Annotated in this window: 17 protein-coding genes; 7 read left to right on the forward strand and 10 right to left on the reverse strand. The window is 65.0% G+C overall.

The features are described 5' to 3' along the window. Positions 1-1,349 (forward strand): FAD-dependent oxidoreductase (locus VN856_RS26330; protein ID WP_325694798.1); only part of this gene is annotated, 1,349 nt, incomplete at its 5' end. After that, positions 1,349-2,347 carry a DUF5914 domain-containing protein gene (locus tag VN856_RS26335; protein ID WP_325694800.1) on the forward strand — a complete coding sequence of 333 codons (999 nt, stop codon included), beginning with the start codon at positions 1,349-1,351 and terminating at the stop codon, positions 2,345-2,347. The genes VN856_RS26330 and VN856_RS26335, both read left to right, overlap by 1 nt. 12 nt (positions 2,348-2,359) lie before the next feature. Here VN856_RS26335 and VN856_RS26340 read toward each other — a convergent pair whose 3' ends face one another. After that, positions 2,360-3,823 carry a DUF2867 domain-containing protein gene (locus tag VN856_RS26340; protein ID WP_325694802.1) on the reverse strand — a complete coding sequence of 488 codons (1,464 nt, stop codon included), beginning with the start codon at positions 3,821-3,823 and terminating at the stop codon, positions 2,360-2,362. 243 nt (positions 3,824-4,066) lie between these two features. Here VN856_RS26340 and VN856_RS26345 point away from each other — a divergent pair, with 243 nt between their 5' ends. Further along, positions 4,067-4,789 carry a GAF and ANTAR domain-containing protein gene (locus VN856_RS26345; protein ID WP_325694804.1) on the forward strand — a complete coding sequence of 241 codons (723 nt, stop codon included), beginning with the start codon at positions 4,067-4,069 and terminating at the stop codon, positions 4,787-4,789. A gap of 230 nt (positions 4,790-5,019) precedes the next feature. Then, positions 5,020-5,562, forward strand: a complete 543-nt coding sequence (locus tag VN856_RS26350; protein WP_414687053.1) for a MarR family winged helix-turn-helix transcriptional regulator — start codon at positions 5,020-5,022, stop codon at positions 5,560-5,562. A 40-nt stretch (positions 5,563-5,602) separates the two neighbouring features. Here VN856_RS26350 and fni read toward each other — a convergent pair whose 3' ends face one another. Together fni and VN856_RS26360 are read right to left on the reverse strand one after the other, a co-directional pair. After that, positions 5,603-6,628, reverse strand: a complete 1,026-nt coding sequence (gene fni / locus VN856_RS26355; protein WP_325694820.1) for a type 2 isopentenyl-diphosphate Delta-isomerase — start codon at positions 6,626-6,628, stop codon at positions 5,603-5,605. Between the two features lie 38 nt (positions 6,629-6,666). Beyond that, a complete protein-coding gene (locus VN856_RS26360) occupies positions 6,667-7,212 on the reverse strand; it encodes a MarR family winged helix-turn-helix transcriptional regulator (protein ID WP_325694806.1) in 546 nt (181 codons plus the stop codon). A 68-nt stretch (positions 7,213-7,280) separates the two neighbouring features. Here VN856_RS26360 and VN856_RS26365 point away from each other — a divergent pair, with 68 nt between their 5' ends. Beyond that, positions 7,281-7,763, forward strand: coding sequence for a TspO/MBR family protein (locus VN856_RS26365; protein WP_325694822.1), 483 nt, complete (start codon positions 7,281-7,283; stop codon positions 7,761-7,763). A 16-nt stretch (positions 7,764-7,779) separates the two neighbouring features. After that, a complete protein-coding gene (locus tag VN856_RS26370; protein WP_325694807.1) occupies positions 7,780-9,120 on the forward strand; it encodes a deoxyribodipyrimidine photo-lyase in 1,341 nt (446 codons plus the stop codon). Here VN856_RS26370 and VN856_RS26375 read toward each other — a convergent pair whose 3' ends face one another. Then, a complete protein-coding gene (locus VN856_RS26375) occupies positions 9,121-9,858 on the reverse strand; it encodes an acetyltransferase (protein WP_325694808.1) in 738 nt (245 codons plus the stop codon). Positions 9,859-9,988: 130 nt separating this feature from the next. Here VN856_RS26375 and VN856_RS26380 point away from each other — a divergent pair, with 130 nt between their 5' ends. After that, positions 9,989-11,266, forward strand: a complete 1,278-nt coding sequence (locus tag VN856_RS26380) for a PQQ-binding-like beta-propeller repeat protein (RefSeq protein WP_325694824.1) — start codon at positions 9,989-9,991, stop codon at positions 11,264-11,266. A 13-nt stretch (positions 11,267-11,279) separates the two neighbouring features. Here the strand turns inward: VN856_RS26380 and VN856_RS26385 are convergent, their stop codons facing one another. The 6 genes from VN856_RS26385 to VN856_RS26410 form a co-directional block, all read right to left on the reverse strand. After that, entirely contained in the window at positions 11,280-11,987 is a 708-nt protein-coding gene (locus VN856_RS26385; RefSeq protein WP_325694810.1) for an esterase, read from the reverse strand. A 164-nt stretch (positions 11,988-12,151) separates the two neighbouring features. Continuing rightward, a complete protein-coding gene (locus VN856_RS26390) occupies positions 12,152-12,886 on the reverse strand; it encodes a hypothetical protein (RefSeq protein ID WP_325694811.1) in 735 nt (244 codons plus the stop codon). A gap of 507 nt (positions 12,887-13,393) precedes the next feature. Then, complete coding sequence (locus VN856_RS26395) at positions 13,394-13,627, reverse strand: hypothetical protein (protein ID WP_325694812.1); 234 nt, start codon at positions 13,625-13,627, stop codon at positions 13,394-13,396. A gap of 626 nt (positions 13,628-14,253) precedes the next feature. Then, entirely contained in the window at positions 14,254-15,462 is a 1,209-nt protein-coding gene (locus tag VN856_RS26400) for a class I SAM-dependent methyltransferase (protein ID WP_325694826.1), read from the reverse strand. Then, positions 15,420-16,388, reverse strand: a complete 969-nt coding sequence (locus VN856_RS26405; RefSeq protein ID WP_325694814.1) for a class I SAM-dependent methyltransferase — start codon at positions 16,386-16,388, stop codon at positions 15,420-15,422. Before VN856_RS26405 ends, VN856_RS26400 begins: the two co-directional genes overlap by 43 nt. 43 nt (positions 16,389-16,431) lie before the next feature. Then, positions 16,432-17,602, reverse strand: a 1,171-nt coding sequence (locus tag VN856_RS26410) for a cellulase family glycosylhydrolase (protein ID WP_325694816.1), incomplete at its 5' end; no start/stop codon positions are given.

Here is a 17,602-nt window from a genome sequence, read left to right on the forward strand (position 1 = left end):
TCGGCGGCCGCGTCGGCGGCTGGACCGAGCCCGGAGACCATGCGGGCGGCCTGCCCATGAGCCGCGGCTTCCACGCCTTCTTCCGCCAGTACTACAACCTGCGCGCGCTGCTGCGCCGGGCCGATCCCGGCCTGGACCGGCTGGTCCCGCTGGCCGACTACCCGCTGGTCGACGCGGACGGGCACCGGGACAGCTTCCGCGGCCTGCCGCGCACCCCGCCCTGGAACGCCCTGGTCTTCGCCCTGCGCAGCCCAACGTTCCGCCCCCGCGACCTGATGGCCATGAACACTCGCGCGGCCGCCCCGCTGGCCGCGGTGTCCGTGCCCGGCGTCTACCAGCAGCTGGACCATGTGGACGCGGAGACGTTCCTGCGCCGGATCAACTTCCCGGCCGCGGCCCGGCACCTGGCCTTCGAGGTGTTCTCGCGCAGCTTCTTCGCCGCCCCCAGCCAGATGTCGGCCGCCGAGCTGGCCACCATGTTCCACATCTACTTCCTCGGCTCCAGCGAGGGACTGATCTTCGATGTTGCCAACGCCAACTACGACACCGCGCTGTGGCAGCCCCTGCAGCAATATCTGGCCGGCCTCGGCGTGCGATTCCACCAAGGCAGCGCGGTGACGAGCATCGCCGGCGAATGCACCCAGACATTCCAGGTCCATACCGATACCGGCGATCAGATGGATGCCGACGCCGTCGTGCTGGCTACCGACGTGGCCGGCCTGCAGCAGATTGTGGCGGCGTCACCCGACCTTGGCGACGACTTCTGGCGGGCGCGGATCAAGAAGCTGCGCACGGCCCCGCCGTTCACGGTGCAGCGCCTGTGGCTCGACCGCCCGGTGTCCGCTGATCGAGCAGCGTTTCTGGGTACCGCCGGCCACGAACCGCTGGACAACATCAGCGTCTTGGATCGATACGAACGCCAAGCCGTTGAATGGGCCCGGGCAACTGGCGGCTCTGTTGTCGAATTACATTCGTACGCAGTGGAATCCACGCATCCCCACGAAGCCATGCTGGACCAGCTACATAAGCTGTACCCGGAGACCCGCTTTGCACGAGTGGTGCACGAACGCATCCTGCAGCATCGCGATTGCCCGCTTTTCGCCCCCGGGACTCACGCGCACCGGCCCGGCGTCGTGACCCCGCTGCCGGGGCTACTGCTGGCCGGCGACGGGGTGCGCATCGACTTACCGGTGGCGCTGATGGAGCGCGCGGCCACCACCGGATGGACCGCAGCCAACCACCTACTGAAGCAGTGGGGACTCGCCGGCCACGCCCTGAGCACCGTTCCCACCCAAGGCCGTTGGGCGCTGCTGCGTTATCTGGCCGGCCGAGAAAGGGTTTCGCGATAATGAGTATCGGGGACAACGTGCGCCGCCGCTGGCCCAAAGACTGGCCGCTGCAGGCGATCCCGCCGGTGAGGTGGGCCGACCAGAGTCCGACTTACCGCGAGGCCTCCCCCGCGATCATCGAGGCCGCGCTGGACCGGTCACAGCGCCGACCGACCGGCAACTGGTACACCTTCGCGGCGAGCCGTGATGTGCGCAGCGGCCGGCCGCTGGGCACCCGCGTGGCCGGCGTCGAGCTGGTCGCCTGGCGTGATCAGCGATCCCGACTGCACGTCGGCCCGCGCGGCTGCCCGCATCTCGGTGCTGACTTGGCCACCGCGGCCGTACACGGCGGGGCCCTGATCTGCCGATGGCACGGCCTGTGTTTGGCCGCCGACACCGACGAATTCGGTTGGCGGCCATTGCCCAGCTATGACGACGGCGTGCTCGCCTGGGTCCGTCTCGACGATGTCGGTGGCGAGGAGCCGCTCGCTCAGCCGGTGATTCCCGCCAGACCAGCCGGCGACACACTGGACGCCGTCGCGAGAATGGTCGGCACGTGCGAACCGTCCGACATCATCGCCAACCGCCTCGATCCGTGGCACGGCGCGTGGTACCACCCCTATTCGTTCACCCGGCTCGAGGTGCTGACCACCCCGACCGAAGAGGCAGACCGTTTCCTGGTCGCGGTGACATTCCGGATCGGCCGGGTCGGGGTACCCACGGTCGCAGAGTTCACGAGCCCGGAGGCGCGCACCATCGTGATGCGCATCCTAGACGGCGAGGGAGCCGGCAGCGTGGTCGAAACTCACGCCACCCCATTGGGTTTAGGCCCCGACAACCGGCCGCGAACGGCGGTGATCGAAGCCACCGTCGCCCACTCCGACCGCACCGGCTTCAGGCGGGCGCGTCGCGCTGCCCCGCTGATCACCGGACTCATGCGCGTCGCCGCGGCCCGGCTGTGGAAAGACGACTTGGCCTACGCCGAACGGCGCTATCAGCTGCGGGCCGGTACACCGTAATCCGTTCGCCCGCTACGTTCGCGTGGAAACCTGTGCGCTGTTTGCCCTTGCGGTGACGTCGCGGGCGATGCCGCCGAACACCGCGCGACGAAGCCAACCGGACGCCGTCCAAAAGGCCTCACCGGCAAGGCCGTACGGCTGGAACACCACCCGCTGCCGATAGCAGCAACGACCGTCGCCGTCGGGTCGTACCGACAGCTCGAGCCAAAGCCGGCCCGGCAGTGGAACATCCGCGCGCAGCCGCACCAGTCGGGGCTGATCGACGTGCTCGACACGCCACGAGTTCAGCGCCTCACCCGCGTGCAGCCGGCCCGATGATGATGGTCGCGGCGCGGCATCGGCGGCCCGACCAGCCCATCCACGCAGTGCCCAGCCGGGCGGGGCCGCGGACCAGCCGTGCTGGGCGCCGATCGACTCGAACACCCGCCATACCGTCTCGACGTCGGCATCGACGTGCCGTTCAGACACCTGCTCGTGCAGCGATCCGCCGGCCCAGGCCGGGTCGGTGGGCAGCGGCTGGGACGGTGAGTCCTCATTTCCCGGTCGCGACCAGCGAGTGGTCAGTGCGGTGTCACTGGTCCGTTCCAGTGCGAGTTCGACGGCCTCTTCGTAGTGCGTCAGGCCTTTTTGGGGATCCGGAATATGTTGGGCGATATCGTGCTCGGTGCAGACGACATCGTTCTCGAGCGATTTCATCAGCGACGATGCCAACGACCGCGGCAACGGGGTGATCAGGTTCACCCAATGCGAGGACAGGTACGGGGTCAGCACTGGCACCGGGATGGCGACTCGACGCCGCAGGCCCGCGATCGCCGCGAACTTCCGGATCATCTCGGTGTAGGTGAAGGTGTCCGGACCGCCGATGTCGAAGGGGCGGCTCACATCGGCAGGCAAATCTGCCGCGTTCGTGAGGTAATACAGCACGTCGTGGATCGCAATGGGTTGAACCTTGGTGCGCAACCATTTTGGCGTGACCATCAACGGCAGTCGTTCAGTCAGATACCGCAGCATTTCGAAGCTCGCAGACCCGGCCCCGATGATCGCCGCCGCACGCAGTTCCGCGGTGGCGACTCCCGAATCATGCAGCAGCCGACCAACTTCGGCTCGTGACGCCAAATGGTCCGACAAATGCTGATGATCCGCGATGATGCCGCCCACGTACACGATGCGCGAGAGGCCTGCCTGTTTCGCCGCGTCCGCGACGATCGAGGCCGCACGCGCATCCAGGTCGACAAAATCGTTGCTCAACATCGAATGCACCAGGTAAAAGAGCACCTGCTGACCGTCGAGTGCCCGCCGCACCGTCTCGGCGTCCGCGACGTCGCCCTTGACTACCTCGACGTCCTGGCGCCACGGCACATCGTCAAGCTTGGCGGGTGTGCGCGCCAACACCCGGACGTCATGACCCGCCGACAAAAGCTCGGGGACAAGCCGCACACCCAGGTAGCCGGTGGCGCCGAAGATGACGCAGCGCATAACTCACTCCTCGCTTAGCTCAGATCTGCAGCAACTGGGCGCACCGCTCGTGGTGGTATACCCACTTTTCTCAACGTGCCAGATTACTGGAATCTATTTCACAATGTGAATATTTAAGTTTATAGTGTAACCCTGAGAGTGGGTAGTGGCATCGACAGTCGGCGACGGGGTCATCGGGTACCTGCCGCCGGCCAGATTCGCTGCGACCCCACGAATGACGACCGGGAAGCCCGCACACCGAATATGCCCAAATCCGAAGAGCTGTCACTGGATTCGCGAACAGCGATGTACTTGCAGGCAACCCAATTCGTCGCCGACCTGCACCAACGCGCGTCATTCGACACACCCAAGCTGCTGAGTGGTCTGATCGCCGGCGCCGCGGAATCGGTCCCGGGTGCCCAATACGCTGGCATCACGGTGACGCAGAGACGTCGGGGCATCGAAACCGCGGCTGCGACCCACCGCTACCCAGTAATGCTCGACGACATCCAGGGCCGCTATCAACAGGGACCATGCCTGACGGCCGCGGCCTTGCAGGAAAATGTCCGGGTGGACGATCTCGTCGATGAGGCTCGATGGCCGCTCTACCGCGGCGCCGCGCTCAGACAGACACCCATTCGATCGATACTGTCCTTCGGAATGTTCAAAGAGGGCGTCTCGGCTGCGGCGCTCAACTTCTATGCCGAGTCGCCCAGCGTCTTCGATGACGAGTCGGTCAATTTGGGGCTGATTTTCGCGACCCATGCGGCACTGGTGTGGAACATGATGCGGCGTGACCAGCAGTTTCGCGTTGCGCTGGTCTCGCGGGACATCATCGGCCAGGCCAAAGGCAAGCTAATGGAACGTTTCGATATTGACGCCGCTGAAGCCTTCGAATGGCTCAAGCAGATGTCCCAAGACCGCAATACTCCCATCGCGCAAGTTGCACAGCGGGTCGCAGGCGGCGACAGCTCACTTTTGAAGTGACCCTGCGACGGCGAATACCTTTGCCCTAATTGACGACTCACACGTTCTGACTCGTCCAGGTTGGGCGCCGATGCTCCCGAAAGCGGTACAGTACGCTATACCGAAATGGGGTGCAGCGGCACCGTTTGCGCTGCCAAGAGATATTTTTGGCCGTTGCGGGCGTATTCTCGCTGATCCAGTGGATGTGCGTATATTCTTAAAGGAATAATCGCTGAGAAGGATGCGATCAGGTGACTAAACGGGGAAACGGTTCACCTCCCAGCAGGCCAGAGCTGGAACAGCTCATGTCGGCCGATATGCGGGCGGTTACGGCACAGTCCGACCGAATAGGTCGCCATTTCGCGCGCCAAAACGACGTAAGTGGCAACGACTTCCACGCGTTGTTGCACGTGATGGTCGCCGAGACGGCCGGGACGCCACTGACGATGGCTCAGCTACGGCAGCGGATGGATGTCTCACCGGCCGCGATTACCTACCTCGTCGATCGCATGATCGATGCCGGCCATGTCCGGCGCGAATCGGACCCCTCGGATCGACGCAAGGCCCGGCTCCGGTACGAAGCAAGCGGCATGGAACTGGCACACGGATTTTTTCAGCCGCTCGGCGCGCACCTGCGAGCTGCACTCGCCGGCATACCCGACCGGGATCTGCTTGCCGCTCACCGGGTTTTCGGCGCGATGATCTCCGCGATGTCGACATTTGAAGCCGAAATCGGGCTTCACCAGTCAAAGCCGTCGACGGCTCCGGCGACCGTATCCCGCGACCTCGCCTGAGCAAGGCTTTCGCAACCGAAAAATGTTGCGGATCAATGCTTTACTGAATTTGGCTGACGCCGATCTGGCGCAGGGCCGGCAAGTCCGCAGCACCGGCACCATGCAGGCAGATCCGCAGCTCGTCGATGAAGCGCTGTAACCAATCCACCACGGCCCCAGTGGATTCGATCGCCGCGGCCAGCAATGGCCGAGCGACGGCCACGGCGTCTGCGCCCAACGCCAACGCTTTTGCCGCGTCCATGCCGGTGCGAATACCACCAGAAGCGACCAGCGGGACAGCGGGCAGGGCCGCGCGCACCTCCACGACGGCCTGCGCCGTCGGTATCCCCCAGTCGGCCAGGTCGGGGAATCGCACCTCCCCGTAGCGAACGAGCTGCTCGACGCGCGACCACGAGGTACCGCCGGCACCGGCGACGTCGATCGCGGCCACCGGCAACTCGCCGGACGGACCCGTCAACTCGGCGATTGCTGAGGTGCCGATACCGTGGCCCACTTCCTTGAGCAGCACCGGATATTCCAATGCGGCCGCGACCTGGCGCAGCCGGTCGACCGAGCCGGAAAAGTCGCCGTCGCCATTTCGCTGGACGGCCTCTTGCAGCGGATTGGTGTGCACCGCAAGCGCATCGGCGCCAACTCGCTTCAGCGCGTTCGAGATGTCGTCAACCGCAGCAGCGGTCAGCTGTGCGAGCCCAATATTGCCGAACAGCAACACATCCGGCGCGACATCGCGGACCGTGAAGCTGGACGCCGCCTGCTCCCCCAACGCACTGTCGAGCATGATCCGCTGCGAGCCAAGCATCATTCCAATGCCGAGCCGTTGCGCGGCTTCGGCCAGATTCTTGTTGATCGTCCCGGACAGCTCGGCGCCACCGGTCATCGCCCCGACCAGGATCGGTGCCCGTAAAGCCACACCGAGGAAGCTGCTGGACAAATCGACCCGGGCGAGACTGGTCTGCGTCAGCGCGTTGTATGGCAGCCGGTAGCGTTCCAGCCCCGTCGTCACACCGGAATACGTCACCCGGTCATCAAGGCACACGTCGATGTGGCGTCGCTTGCGGGTCGTCATCCCGTTCGAATCAGTTTGCACAGCACCTCCCTCCTCGTTCACGTGGCTCCATCGGAAGCCCGCTCGGGCGGCTTCCAGGACGACAACTCATCCTGGTATCGCCGCATCGCCGCGATCAGCGCGGTGAAAACCCTGCTGGCCGCGGAGAGATCTTCGTCGGACAAGCCTTGCATCGCTTCATGGGAATGGGCTCCCAGCGGGGCGAAGAACGCTCGCGCGGTAGCCAGGCCAGAATCGGAATAGCGCAGGATCACTTTACGTCGGTCGCCGGGGTCGGACTCGCGCGTGATGTGCCCCGACGCCATCATTCGGTCCACCAGATAGGTGATGGCCGCCCCCGACAGCCCCATGCGTTGCCGAAGCTCACCCGAGGTGATTGGTACGCCGGCGGTTTCGGCAACCATGACGTGCAGCAGGGCGCGAAAATCGGCTGGCCGCACGTCATGCACCACGGCGAACGATCGGCCGATCTGTTCGGACTCAGCCGTCATCACCCGCAGATACGCGGAAATCTGCTGTTCGAGTGCGGCTCGGCCGCCCGCCGTCTCATCGGGGCCCATGACGTTGTTCAGTTTATCCCGCATTCGGGTATTACTTCAGTTGATTAATACTTAATACACTGAAAGACTTGTTCGAAGTGGAAGGGATACAGGTGAACAAGCAGATACTGGCCGCGACGACCCTTTCCGTCGGCGCGACCTCGGGAATCGGAAGCATCGCCAGCCAGCCGCGCATCACCCGCTGGTACTCCCGTTTACGTAAGCCAAGCTATGTGCCGCCCAGCGGCGTGTTTCCGGTCGCATGGACCACGTTGTACGCCGACATCGCTGTGACCTCCGCGACCGCGATCGACCGACTGCGCGCGACCGGGCGTGACAAAGAAGCCCGCAATTACGTTGTTGCGCTGGCCGCCAACCTGATCCTCAACGCCGGGTGGAGTTGGCTGTTCTTCAAGTATCAGAAGCTGGGCGCCTCGGCGATCGGCGCAGCCGTGCTGGCCGCCAGCAGCGCCGATCTGGCCCGCCGTACCGCTGCGGCTGACCCGCGGGCGGGGGCCGCGCTGCTGCCGTATCCGCTGTGGTGTGCCTTTGCCACCGTAATGTCGGGCCACATTTGGGTACTCAATCGCCGATGAGATTTCTGGCCCGCTGATGCCCGCGTTGTTGTGGTTCCGCCGAGACCTGAGACTGCGCGACCTCCCTCCGCTGCTCAGAGCGGCCGCCGACAGTGACGAGGTGTTGGCGTGCTTTGTCCTCGACCCTCGTTTGGAGGCATCCTCGGGCAGTCGCCGGATGCAGTTTCTGTGCGACTCGTTGCGCCAGTTGCGCGACGATCTGGATGGGCGACTTCTGGTGACGCGGGGCCGCCCCGAAGAGCGGATTCCCGCGCTCGTCAAGGAGATTGACGCGCCGTCGGTGCATGTCTCCGAAGACTTCGCACCCTATGGGCGGCAGCGCGACGAGCGCGTGCGCTCGGCGTTGGGCGATGTGCCGCTGGTGGCGACGGGGTCGCCGTATCTGGTCTCACCCGGGCGCGTGATCAAGGACGACGGCGAGCCGTACAAGGTATTCACCCCGTTCTTCAGCCGATGGCACGACATGGGATGGCGGTCGGCGGCCCGATCGGGAGCCAAGTCCGCGAACTGGGTCGATCCCACCAAGCTGGGTAAGCGCGCCAAACCGGTCGATATACCCGACCCCGGCGCCGAACTCGACCTGGCCCCAGGCGAGGCAGCCGCGCGACGGCAGTGGAAAACGTTCGTCGACAAGGGACTTGAGAACTATGGCGACGACCGGAATCGTCCCGACCACGACGGCACGAGTCGGATGTCCGCCCATCTGAAGTTCGGCACGATCCACCCCCGGACCATGGTCGCCGACTTGGACCAGCGGCGTGCGGGTGCGCGAGCGTATTTGCGAGAGTTGGCTTTTCGCGACTTCTACGCCGCGGTACTACATCATTGGCCCGACAGCGTCTGGTGGAACTGGAACCGCGATTTCGACGCCATCGAAACCGATACCGACGCAAAGGCCAAGCGGCACTTCGAATCCTGGAAAGCCGGCGAGACAGGATTTCCGATCGTCGACGCCGGCATGCGTCAACTTCGTGAAACGGGTTTCATGCACAATCGGGTGCGGATGATCGTTGCGTCGTTTCTGGTCAAGGACTTGCATCTGCCCTGGCAATGGGGTGCGCGGTGGTTCCTCGACCAGCTGGTCGACGGCGATATGGCCAGCAACCAACACGGCTGGCAGTGGTCCGCGGGGTGCGGCACCGATGCCGCGCCGTATTTCCGGGTGTTCAACCCGGCGAGGCAGGCCGAGAAGTTCGATCCGGCCGGCGACTACGTCCGCCGCTGGGTCGCCGAGCTCGCTGGTCCCGATGACGTCACTCTGACCAAAGGCGATCGGCCGGCCGGTTATCCCGAACCGATCGTCGACCACAGCGCGGAACGCAGCGAAGCGCTGCGCCGCTACCAAAGCATGAACTGACTAGCGGGCGGCTTTCTTGCGTTCGATGTCGGCCAGCGCCGCGGCGAGCTCAGCGCGCTGAGCGGCCGAAGTCTCCCAGGCCAGCTGACGGTTCTTGACCACCTTGGCCGGCGCCCCGACCGCGATAGAGAAGTCCGGCACGTCCCCCCGGACCACGGCGTGTGATCCCAGCACGCAGCCCCGGCCGATGGTGGTGCCGCGCAACACGGTCACCTTGACCCCGACCCAGGTGTCCGGGCCGATCCGGATCGGGGATTTGACGATCCCCTGATCTTTGATCGGCAGCGTGATGTCGTCCATCCGATGGTCGAAATCGCAGACATAGCACCAGTCGGCCATCAGCACCGAGTCGCCGAGTTCGATGTCGAGGTAACAGTTGATGACGTTGTCGCGGCCCAACACCACCTTGTCGCCGAAGCGCAGCGAGCCCTCGTGCGCGCGGATCGTATTCTTGTCACCGATGTGCACCCAGCGCCCGATTTCCAGCTGCGCCAGCTCCGGTGTTGCGTGGATCTCGACGCCTTTGCCGATGAACACCATGCCGCGAGTGATGATGTGCGGGTTGGCCAGCTTGAACTTCAGCAGTCGCCAGTAGCGCACCAGATACCAGGGTGTGTAGGCGCGATTGCGCAGCACCCACCTCAGTGAGGCCAGCGTGAGGAATTTGGCCTGGCGTGGGTCCCGCAGATTCGACCCCCGCCAGCGGCGATGGATCGGGGCACCCCACATGCTCGTCATGGCCAAAAAGCCTATCGCCGTGGCGTGATGCATGGCGAAGCGGGCAATGAGCCGGAAGCGAGCCGCCGCGGGTTACCCTCGCACGGTGCCCTGGCCGATTCCCCGTCGCACTGTGCGGCATTGGTCATCCGTGGCATCGGCGGTCCTTCTGACGGCCGCTGTGGCGGGCTGCGGCAATACCGACTCCTGGGTCGAGGCGACGGCGGCCGAAGGCTGGCCCGCCCAGTACGGTGACGCGGCCAATAGCAGCTACAGCCCAACGCGCGGCGCGGACCGACTGACCCTACGCTGGACCCGCTCGGTGAAAGGGTCCCTGGCGTCGGCGGTGGCGCTCAGCTCACGCAACTGGCTCGCGGCGAACGCGCAGACACCGGGCGGCTGTTCGCTGATGGAGTGGGAGAACGACGACAACGGCCGGCAGCGGTGGTGCACACGGCTCTTCCAGGGCGGCGGACTGGCCAGTCCGTTGTTCGACGGCTTCGACAATCTCTACGTCGGGCAGCCCGGGGCGATCGTGTCCTTTCCCCCTACCCAGTGGATCCGCTGGCGGCGCCCGGTGATGGGAATGCCTTCCACGCCAAGGATTCTCGATCACGGACAACTTCTCGTAGTCACGCACCTGGGACAGGTGCAGGTATTCGACAGCCACCGGGGCACCGTCGTCGGCAACTCGGTCGACCTGGTGGACAACGTCGACCCGAGCGACTTCACCCGTGGACTCTCCGATTGCGGGCCGGCGCTGGCCGGCTGCCCCATCGCCGCCGCACCCGCATTTGCGCAAGCGAACGGGGTGATCGTGGTGGGCTTGTGGGAACCCGACGCCCCCGCCTCAGTGCTGGTCGGGCTGAAGTACCACCCGGGTCAAAGTCCGCTGCTGACCCGGGAGTGGACCAGTACCGCGGTCGCCGCCGGCGTCCTGGCCAGCCCGGTGGCGTCCAGCGACGGATCCACCATCTACGTCAATGGGCGTGATGAGCGGCTGTGGGCACTGCACGCCGCCGACGGCAAACCGAAATGGTCGATTCCGCTCAAGTTCCAGCCGCAGACGCCGCCATCGGTGACACCGGGCGGGCTGGTCGTGTCGGGCGGCGGTCCAGATACTCGTCTCGTCGCCGTCAAGGACGCCGGGGACCACGCCCAGGAAGTGTGGCGACGCAATGACGTGAGCCCGCTGTCGACGTCGAGCCTGGCCGGCAGCGGCGTCGGCTACGCGGTCGTCACCGGCGGGCCGGGCGAGGGTGCGCGCGGCATGACGCTGCTGGTTTTCGACCCCGGGAGCGGCCGCACCCTCAACAGCTACCGCTTGCCGGAAGCGACCGGTTATCCCGTCGGCGTCTCGATCGGCCGTGATCGCCGGGTTGTCGCCGCGACCAGCGATGGTCAGGTGTACAGCTTCGCCCCGAGCTGACAGCCGGAACGGTCTAGCCCTTGACAGCCAGCGGCGGGATGGCGTTGCGGGGGACGTGGACCTGGCTGGCGCCGGCCAGCGAGGGCAGCAGTTCACCGGGAGCGAAGTAGAAGATCAGCTCGTCATCGGTGATGGCGAAGTTCTGATAATGCGAGGCGTCCAGGCCGGATCCGGGCAGGATTGCGGCGCCGATTCCGGTCTTCTTTCCCATCTCGCGCTGCACGATCGGGTAGATCGCGTCCAGTGGTTTGGTGTTCGGCGGGAAAAGCGTGTCGAAGGTGATCGCTTTTTGTTCACCGAGGTCGTAGTTGAAGCCTTTGTAGAAGGTCGACGGCCGTGGGCCACCGAGGTCTTCGAAGACCTTGAGCACCACGCTTCGGGTGCCGGCGGGCGACTGGCCGGAGTGATATTGCTCGGAGGTGACGTCCATTTGGTAGGGCACTTCTCGCGGGCCGGAAGTCTGCGACGACGTCTGCGCGACGTTCACGAACCCATCTCGATTCTGGATGAGGAAGTCAGTCAACGCCGGGTCTGGGTAATCCACCGGAAAAGTCATGGCCAGCGTGTAAGTCGACGTCGAGACGCGCACGTTGCACGTCTGGTCATCTTGAAGCGCGCCGCCCAAGGTGGCGCACGCCGAGTCTGCGCCAGCGACCGCGATGCCCGACCAGCCCAGCAGGGCTCCGGCCGCTATTAGCGCGGCCGACATGATGTTGCGCATCGGTCGACTTGTCCTCGCAGACTCAGAACGGCTGAAATGCCGTCCAGCCAGAATACCTGGCCCCTCTGAGGGCACCGCTTGCCTGGCCGATGCTGATAAGGGCCTGCCCAGGTCAACGGCCACCGCCCTCCCTGACGGCGGCCGCCGACCCGGCAGGCGGGTTCTTAGAACAGCGACGCGAGCTCGGTCCAGAAGTTGCCGGCGTCCGCGGCCGCGCTGCCACCGTCGAATGCCGACAGCAGTTCAGTCCAGAAGTTGCTGGCGTCCGCAGCGGCACCCGAACTCCCCGACAGCAGGTCAGTCAGATGTCCGCCGCTCTCAGCGGCCGCAGCGGTGGTGCTCGTCGACCCATCGCCATAGAACTTCAGGATGTCAGCCAGGTAGTCGCTGCCCTGCGCGTGGGCGATCCCGAGATTGTCGCCCTCGACGTAGGCGCCGTCGTAGCTGCCGGCTCCCGCCGCGCTGCCGCCGGACAATGCAGTGTCGTTGTTGCCGAAGATGATGGCGTAGTCGAAGGTGCCGGGGTGCGAGGCTCCGTCGCCGCCGGCGTAGGCGAGGTCGTTGTTGCCGAAAGCGAAAGCCGTGTCGTCATGTGAGCCGCTTGCCATGGCTGCGTCATAACCACCGGCTACGGCCGAAGAATCAGTGCCGTCGACACTCGCGTAATTATTGGTGCCAAACGCGTACGCGGATGCGCCGGCGCCGTTCGCGATCGCAATGTCGCCGTCGGCACCCGAAAAGGCGGTCGCGTCGCCGGACTGGAACAGCGACACCCCGTCCATCGAAATAGCCAGATTCAAATCCGGCGTCGTGTCAGCGGCCGGGAACGCAGCGCTGAGAAAACTGTCGACCGCCGACAGCCAATCGCTGGATGTGTCTGCGGAGGCGATAGCGGGCATCGAAGCCAATGTTGCTCCGAAACCCAAGCCCACGGCCAGCAACCCCAGCCGAGTTAAAGCACGAGTGCACTTCATCGATTTACCCTTTCCCCCAACAACGCCAATTGGCGTGTTTATCGCCATCAGCGCCCAACCGCGCTGTGTCGGCTCAAGCTTATGCGGAGCCGTTAATTTTGTTCGAACAAAGTCTAATAATTCACGAAAAAGTCCTAAGCTCTTGTTTGGGTCAACAGCGATTATCACTGGTATCTTCTGTCACGCCTGTCAAGTCAGTTTTGCAGGCTTTTAGTTCTGATCAGCGGTGACCGGTATGGTCCTGACCAGCGGTCACTCTCCGCGAATCCGACATAAACCTGAGAGATACCGGCGGTTTTGCCAATGTTCTGTTCGACTCACCGGCCATATGTACCAATATTCCGGATTCTGCGCGCGCCGGATCGACGCGCCCTAGCAGCGCCGTCGGGAAAAACTCGCTGCTGTTACCGACTGGACGGCGCGGTGCTCAATTCAACGATGCGTGGAGCGTCGGTTTGGGCGGTTGCAGTTCGGTCGCCGCACCCGCTCGCATCCCCCGGCCATGTACTGCGAAGCAGTCCCGCTGACGGTGACGAGATGCCCGGCGATAGCGCCGCCGCCGTCGCCGCTGGTGAGCGTGGCGCTTTCGATGCTGGAAGCGGCGATCACCACGGTGTCCGTCGCGGGACGAAGTTCCTGCGTACCGAACGCCGCTGCCGCACTCAAGGCAAGTCCAAATGCCGATAGGGCCAGTCGAGTAACACCACGAGCGTTCACCGTTGAACTTCCTTTCACCGACCGGCTGGTCGGCAGTCTGGAATTCGCTAATCAACTGATGCTTAGAACAAATCGTAGCCATGACGCCGTGTTAACACCAGGTTACCTGACAAAAAGTTATCAGTTAGCAAGCTCGGTTACGCGCGTCGTGGAAAAGCCGCTTACGTGCAGCGAAACACATTGCGAACGTCGAATGTCCAGGTAGCTCTCGGCGCTACTGGCAAACATCTGAAAGGGCGCGCAGCCGCGCGTGCGCATCCTGGCGGGTTCGCGCTTCGGTCTAAACGCGGACCCCCCAGGAAGACTGCGGACGGCGCGGAGCGCGGTTGTCGCTGCCCGACCGTTGTCGCGCAACCGGGGGCGGCCAAGCTCCAGCAGCTACATCATGTCCCGGTGATGCTTCGCCGTAGCGGTGCCGACCCCCCGGCGCGCTTACATCAGTCTGCGGTGTGCACCCGTCTCAGTTCATGGGGAGATTTCCCTATTTTTTGGGTTATTGCCCATTCCGGCTATCGGCGGCGGCCCCGCGGTCGACTGCCGACAGCAGGTCAGTCAACAGGTTGTCGCACGCACACCTACCGCGACGGCTGGCACACGAATGCGGTCCCTTGCGCCGCAGCACCTTCGCCGACCCGGGTGATGAGCACCGATAACGCTCGGCCGCCGCGCAGCGTCAATCGGCGGCGTAGCGCGTCGGGATCCACCTCGACGCCGCGCACCAGGATCTCGAGCGACCCGCAGTCGAGCGCGCTCAAGGCTTGACGTAATCGTCGCTCGTCGAAAGCGAGCTGCTCGAGCACCTCGAACCCGCGGACGCCGGGCGGAAGCTCATCGCCGGACAGGTAGGCGATGTGCGCGTCGAGCTGCCACAGCCCGTGCCGCGCCGCGTAGTGACGCACCAGGCCGGCCCGCACCACCGCTCCGTCCGGGTCGACAATCCACCGGCCGGCCGGCCGTACCGGGCAGTCGTCGGGCTCGGCGTCGGTGATCTGCTCGTCGCGGTCCAGAACGCTGGCCCGGCGGCGCGCACCTGCCTCGGCCAAACCCGCCGACCATAGGCAGGCCTCGCGCACCGAGCCGCGATACGACGTCACCTCGACCTCACCGTCGAACCCGAGCTGCGACACCGCATCGAAATCGATTCCCGGAGCGCATTTCACGACCAAATCCCGGCCGCGATAAGCCTCGAAAAGGAGATCCAACGCCGGTTGGTAGTCGCGTGGATTGAACCGCCGACGCCCACCAGCACGCCGCGCCGGATCGGCCAGCACCACGGTGTCGCGGGTTACCGGGCGCAATGCGTCGGCGCGGCAGAGGTCGACTAGGCCACCGAGATTGTGTCGCGCCATCGCCAGCCGGACCGGATCGAGGTCGCTACCGATCGTGCGGGCCGCCGAGCCGTGCAAAGCCGCCAGCTCAGTGCCGATCGAGCACGTCACATCGTGAATCACTCTGCCGCGCAATCGCTTCGAGCGATGCAGCGCCACCGGCGCGGCGCTGGCCTGCTGTAACGCCTCATCAGTGAACAGCCAGTCGCGGGTGCCGGGCAGCTCGGAGAGCTTGGCGACCGCGCGGCGTCGCAGCAACACCGTCTCCACCAGCAGCGGCGTCCGGCCGCCGAATTGCTCTCGTAGCCTGGCGATCTCGGCGACACGGTCGGTCAGCGGGAGGGCCTCGACCGCAGCCACCGCAGTCGAGCCCTCGTCCGACGTCAGGTAGGCGACGTCGTCGAGGCTGACATTCAGGACGGCTTGGTCCCGGTGATCTCGACGTTGTAGAACCAGCCCTTCGGCACCAGGTGTCGCCACACGCTGCCGTCGGCCCAGCTCAGCACTTTCCAGCTGGTGAATGCGAAGTTGGCCCAAGCCCAGCCCAGCCGCCCCGGTGGCACCGCGTATTCGAAGGTGCGCAGCGGCCAGCCGAGCATCGCCGCGGTGAACTCGACGGTGGCGGTGTCGACATCGACGGCGCCGGCGCGGGTGGCCATCTTCTCCAGTTGTTCCGGGGAAAACGTGTGCAGGTCGACGAGGGCCTCGAGTGCGGCAGCCCGCGAGGACTCGTCGAGCTCGGCCTGCGGGCGTCGCCAGCTTTCCAGCCCGGGCAACTTGGTGACGTTGGTCGCGACCCGCCAGGTCAGCGTCGACAGAGCGCGCGCATAACCGTTCCCGACGGTGGTCGGCTCGCCGGCGAATACGAAGCGGCCACCGGGCCGCAGCACCCGAAGCACCTCCCGCAACGTCAGCTCGACATCCGGAATGTGATGCAGCACAGCGTGTCCGACGACTAGGTCAAAGGTGTTGTCGTCGTACGGGATGCGCTCGGCGTCGGCAACCCGGCCGTCGATGTCCAGCCCCAGCGACTGCCCGTTGCGAGTGGCGACTTTGACCATGCCCGGAGACAGATCGGTGACCGATCCGCGCCGGGCAACGCCCGACTGGATCAGGTTCAGCAGAAAAAAGCCACTGCCGCAACCCAACTCGAGGGCGTGATCGTAGGGGAGCCGGTGGATCTCGTCGTCCGGGACGACGCCGTCGAAGCAATCCCGCGCGTAATCGATGCAGCGCTGGTCATAGGAGATCGACCACTTCTCGTCGTAGTTCTCCGCTTCCCAATCGTGATAGAGCACCTGGGCCAGCTTGCTGTCATGCCGGGCGGCCTCGACCTGCTCGGCAGTGGCATGCGGCTGCGGCGCCGGGTCGGTACTGGTCATGGTCGACCAGCCTATCGGCCGACCGGGCCGGCAGGCACCCTGGCTACGCTCCGGCAGCGCTGACGGTGACGGTGACGGTGCTGGCACCGCCGTTCGAGGCGATCACCAGTTCGGCGGCATTGGGAAGCGAGACGACCTCGCCACCGGTGACGCTGACCTGGTAGCCGTCCGGGAACTCGACGCTCGGGACCGAGATCGTGGTGTGCGAGCCGGCCGGGAAGCTACCCAGGCCGTCGGCCTCCGCGGTGGAGTAGCTGAACTGGAACGTCCCGTTGTCGAACGAGTAGGACTCCGGGGTGCCCGAGACCAGCTGCGGGTACGGCTCGGCGAGGGTGTCCAGGTTGGCGGTATTGATGTTGGCGCCCGTCAGCGGATCGGCCGGGTCGTACACCAGCGACTCCGAACCCGGCGGACTCGCGCTGGTGGTGATGTCACCCTTGCCCGAGTACGCCCATTCCGTCCACCCGATCAGGTGTTGGTCGGCTCCTTGCAGCGGCGCCAGGATCTGTGCCTGGTCGCTGGTGGCGCCGAACTCGGTCATGAAGGCCGGAATCCCCTGCGCCTCCGCGTATGCCTCGGCATTGCCCACGATGCCGCTGACGCTCGGTATGCATCCCAGCGGGCCGAGGTCGAACTCGCAGTAGTCGTGGAACGACAATACGGTGTTGGTGGCGTCCACATGGCCAAGATCGGTGGGTATGCCCGCGTTGGACAGGACGTTGGGTTCGAAGAAGATCGGTGTGCTCGGATCGACCGCCCGGATCGCGTCCGCCCCCTGGTCGTAGAAGGGCGTCAGCTGCTGACTGTCGAAGAACGGGTTGCCGAACAGGGTCGACACGAACGACGATATGCCCGGCGATGGTTCGTTCATGAGCTCGAATCCAGCCACGTTGGGGTTGCCGTTGAAGGCATTGGCTACGTACTCCAACATCTGGCTGTAGTTGTTCTCCAGACCAATTCCGTTCGGGGCGTCGGCGTTCGACCAAAATGACTCCCAGGCCTGCTGCTCGGCGGGATTGAAGAAAACGTTGTACGGGAAGGGCAGCGAGGGGTTGGTCACCCCGTCGGTCTGCACCGCCCAGTCCGGCGCGCCTTCGCCGCCGAACGCGGTGCTGTAGGCGTCCTGATGGAAGTCGATGATGCTGTAGATCCCGTGGCTGCCGAGGGTTTGGACGGTGCTCTCTATCGAATTCAAATACGTCGTGCTGAAGACG

The sequence above is a fragment of the Mycobacterium sp. genome, from assembly GCF_035603715.1.
In the GTDB taxonomy this organism is placed as follows: domain Bacteria; phylum Actinomycetota; class Actinomycetes; order Mycobacteriales; family Mycobacteriaceae; genus Mycobacterium.

Coding starts and splice junctions, on each gene's coding strand:
- fni (WP_325694820.1), bottom strand. CDS start 6,628: ATGACGACCCGCAAGCGACGCCACATCGACGTGTGCCTTGATGACCGG.
- VN856_RS26360 (WP_325694806.1), bottom strand. CDS start 7,212: ATGCGGGATAAACTGAACAACGTCATGGGCCCCGATGAGACGGCGGGC.
- VN856_RS26405 (WP_325694814.1), bottom strand. CDS start 16,388: ATGACCAGTACCGACCCGGCGCCGCAGCCGCATGCCACTGCCGAGCAG.
- VN856_RS26335 (WP_325694800.1), top strand. CDS start 1,349: ATGAGTATCGGGGACAACGTGCGCCGCCGCTGGCCCAAAGACTGGCCG.
- VN856_RS26375 (WP_325694808.1), bottom strand. CDS start 9,858: ATGACGAGCATGTGGGGTGCCCCGATCCATCGCCGCTGGCGGGGGTCG.
- VN856_RS26345 (WP_325694804.1), top strand. CDS start 4,067: ATGCCCAAATCCGAAGAGCTGTCACTGGATTCGCGAACAGCGATGTAC.
- VN856_RS26370 (WP_325694807.1), top strand. CDS start 7,780: ATGCCCGCGTTGTTGTGGTTCCGCCGAGACCTGAGACTGCGCGACCTC.
- VN856_RS26340 (WP_325694802.1), bottom strand. CDS start 3,823: ATGCGCTGCGTCATCTTCGGCGCCACCGGCTACCTGGGTGTGCGGCTT.
- VN856_RS26385 (WP_325694810.1), bottom strand. CDS start 11,987: ATGCGCAACATCATGTCGGCCGCGCTAATAGCGGCCGGAGCCCTGCTG.
- VN856_RS26390 (WP_325694811.1), bottom strand. CDS start 12,886: ATGCCCGCTATCGCCTCCGCAGACACATCCAGCGATTGGCTGTCGGCG.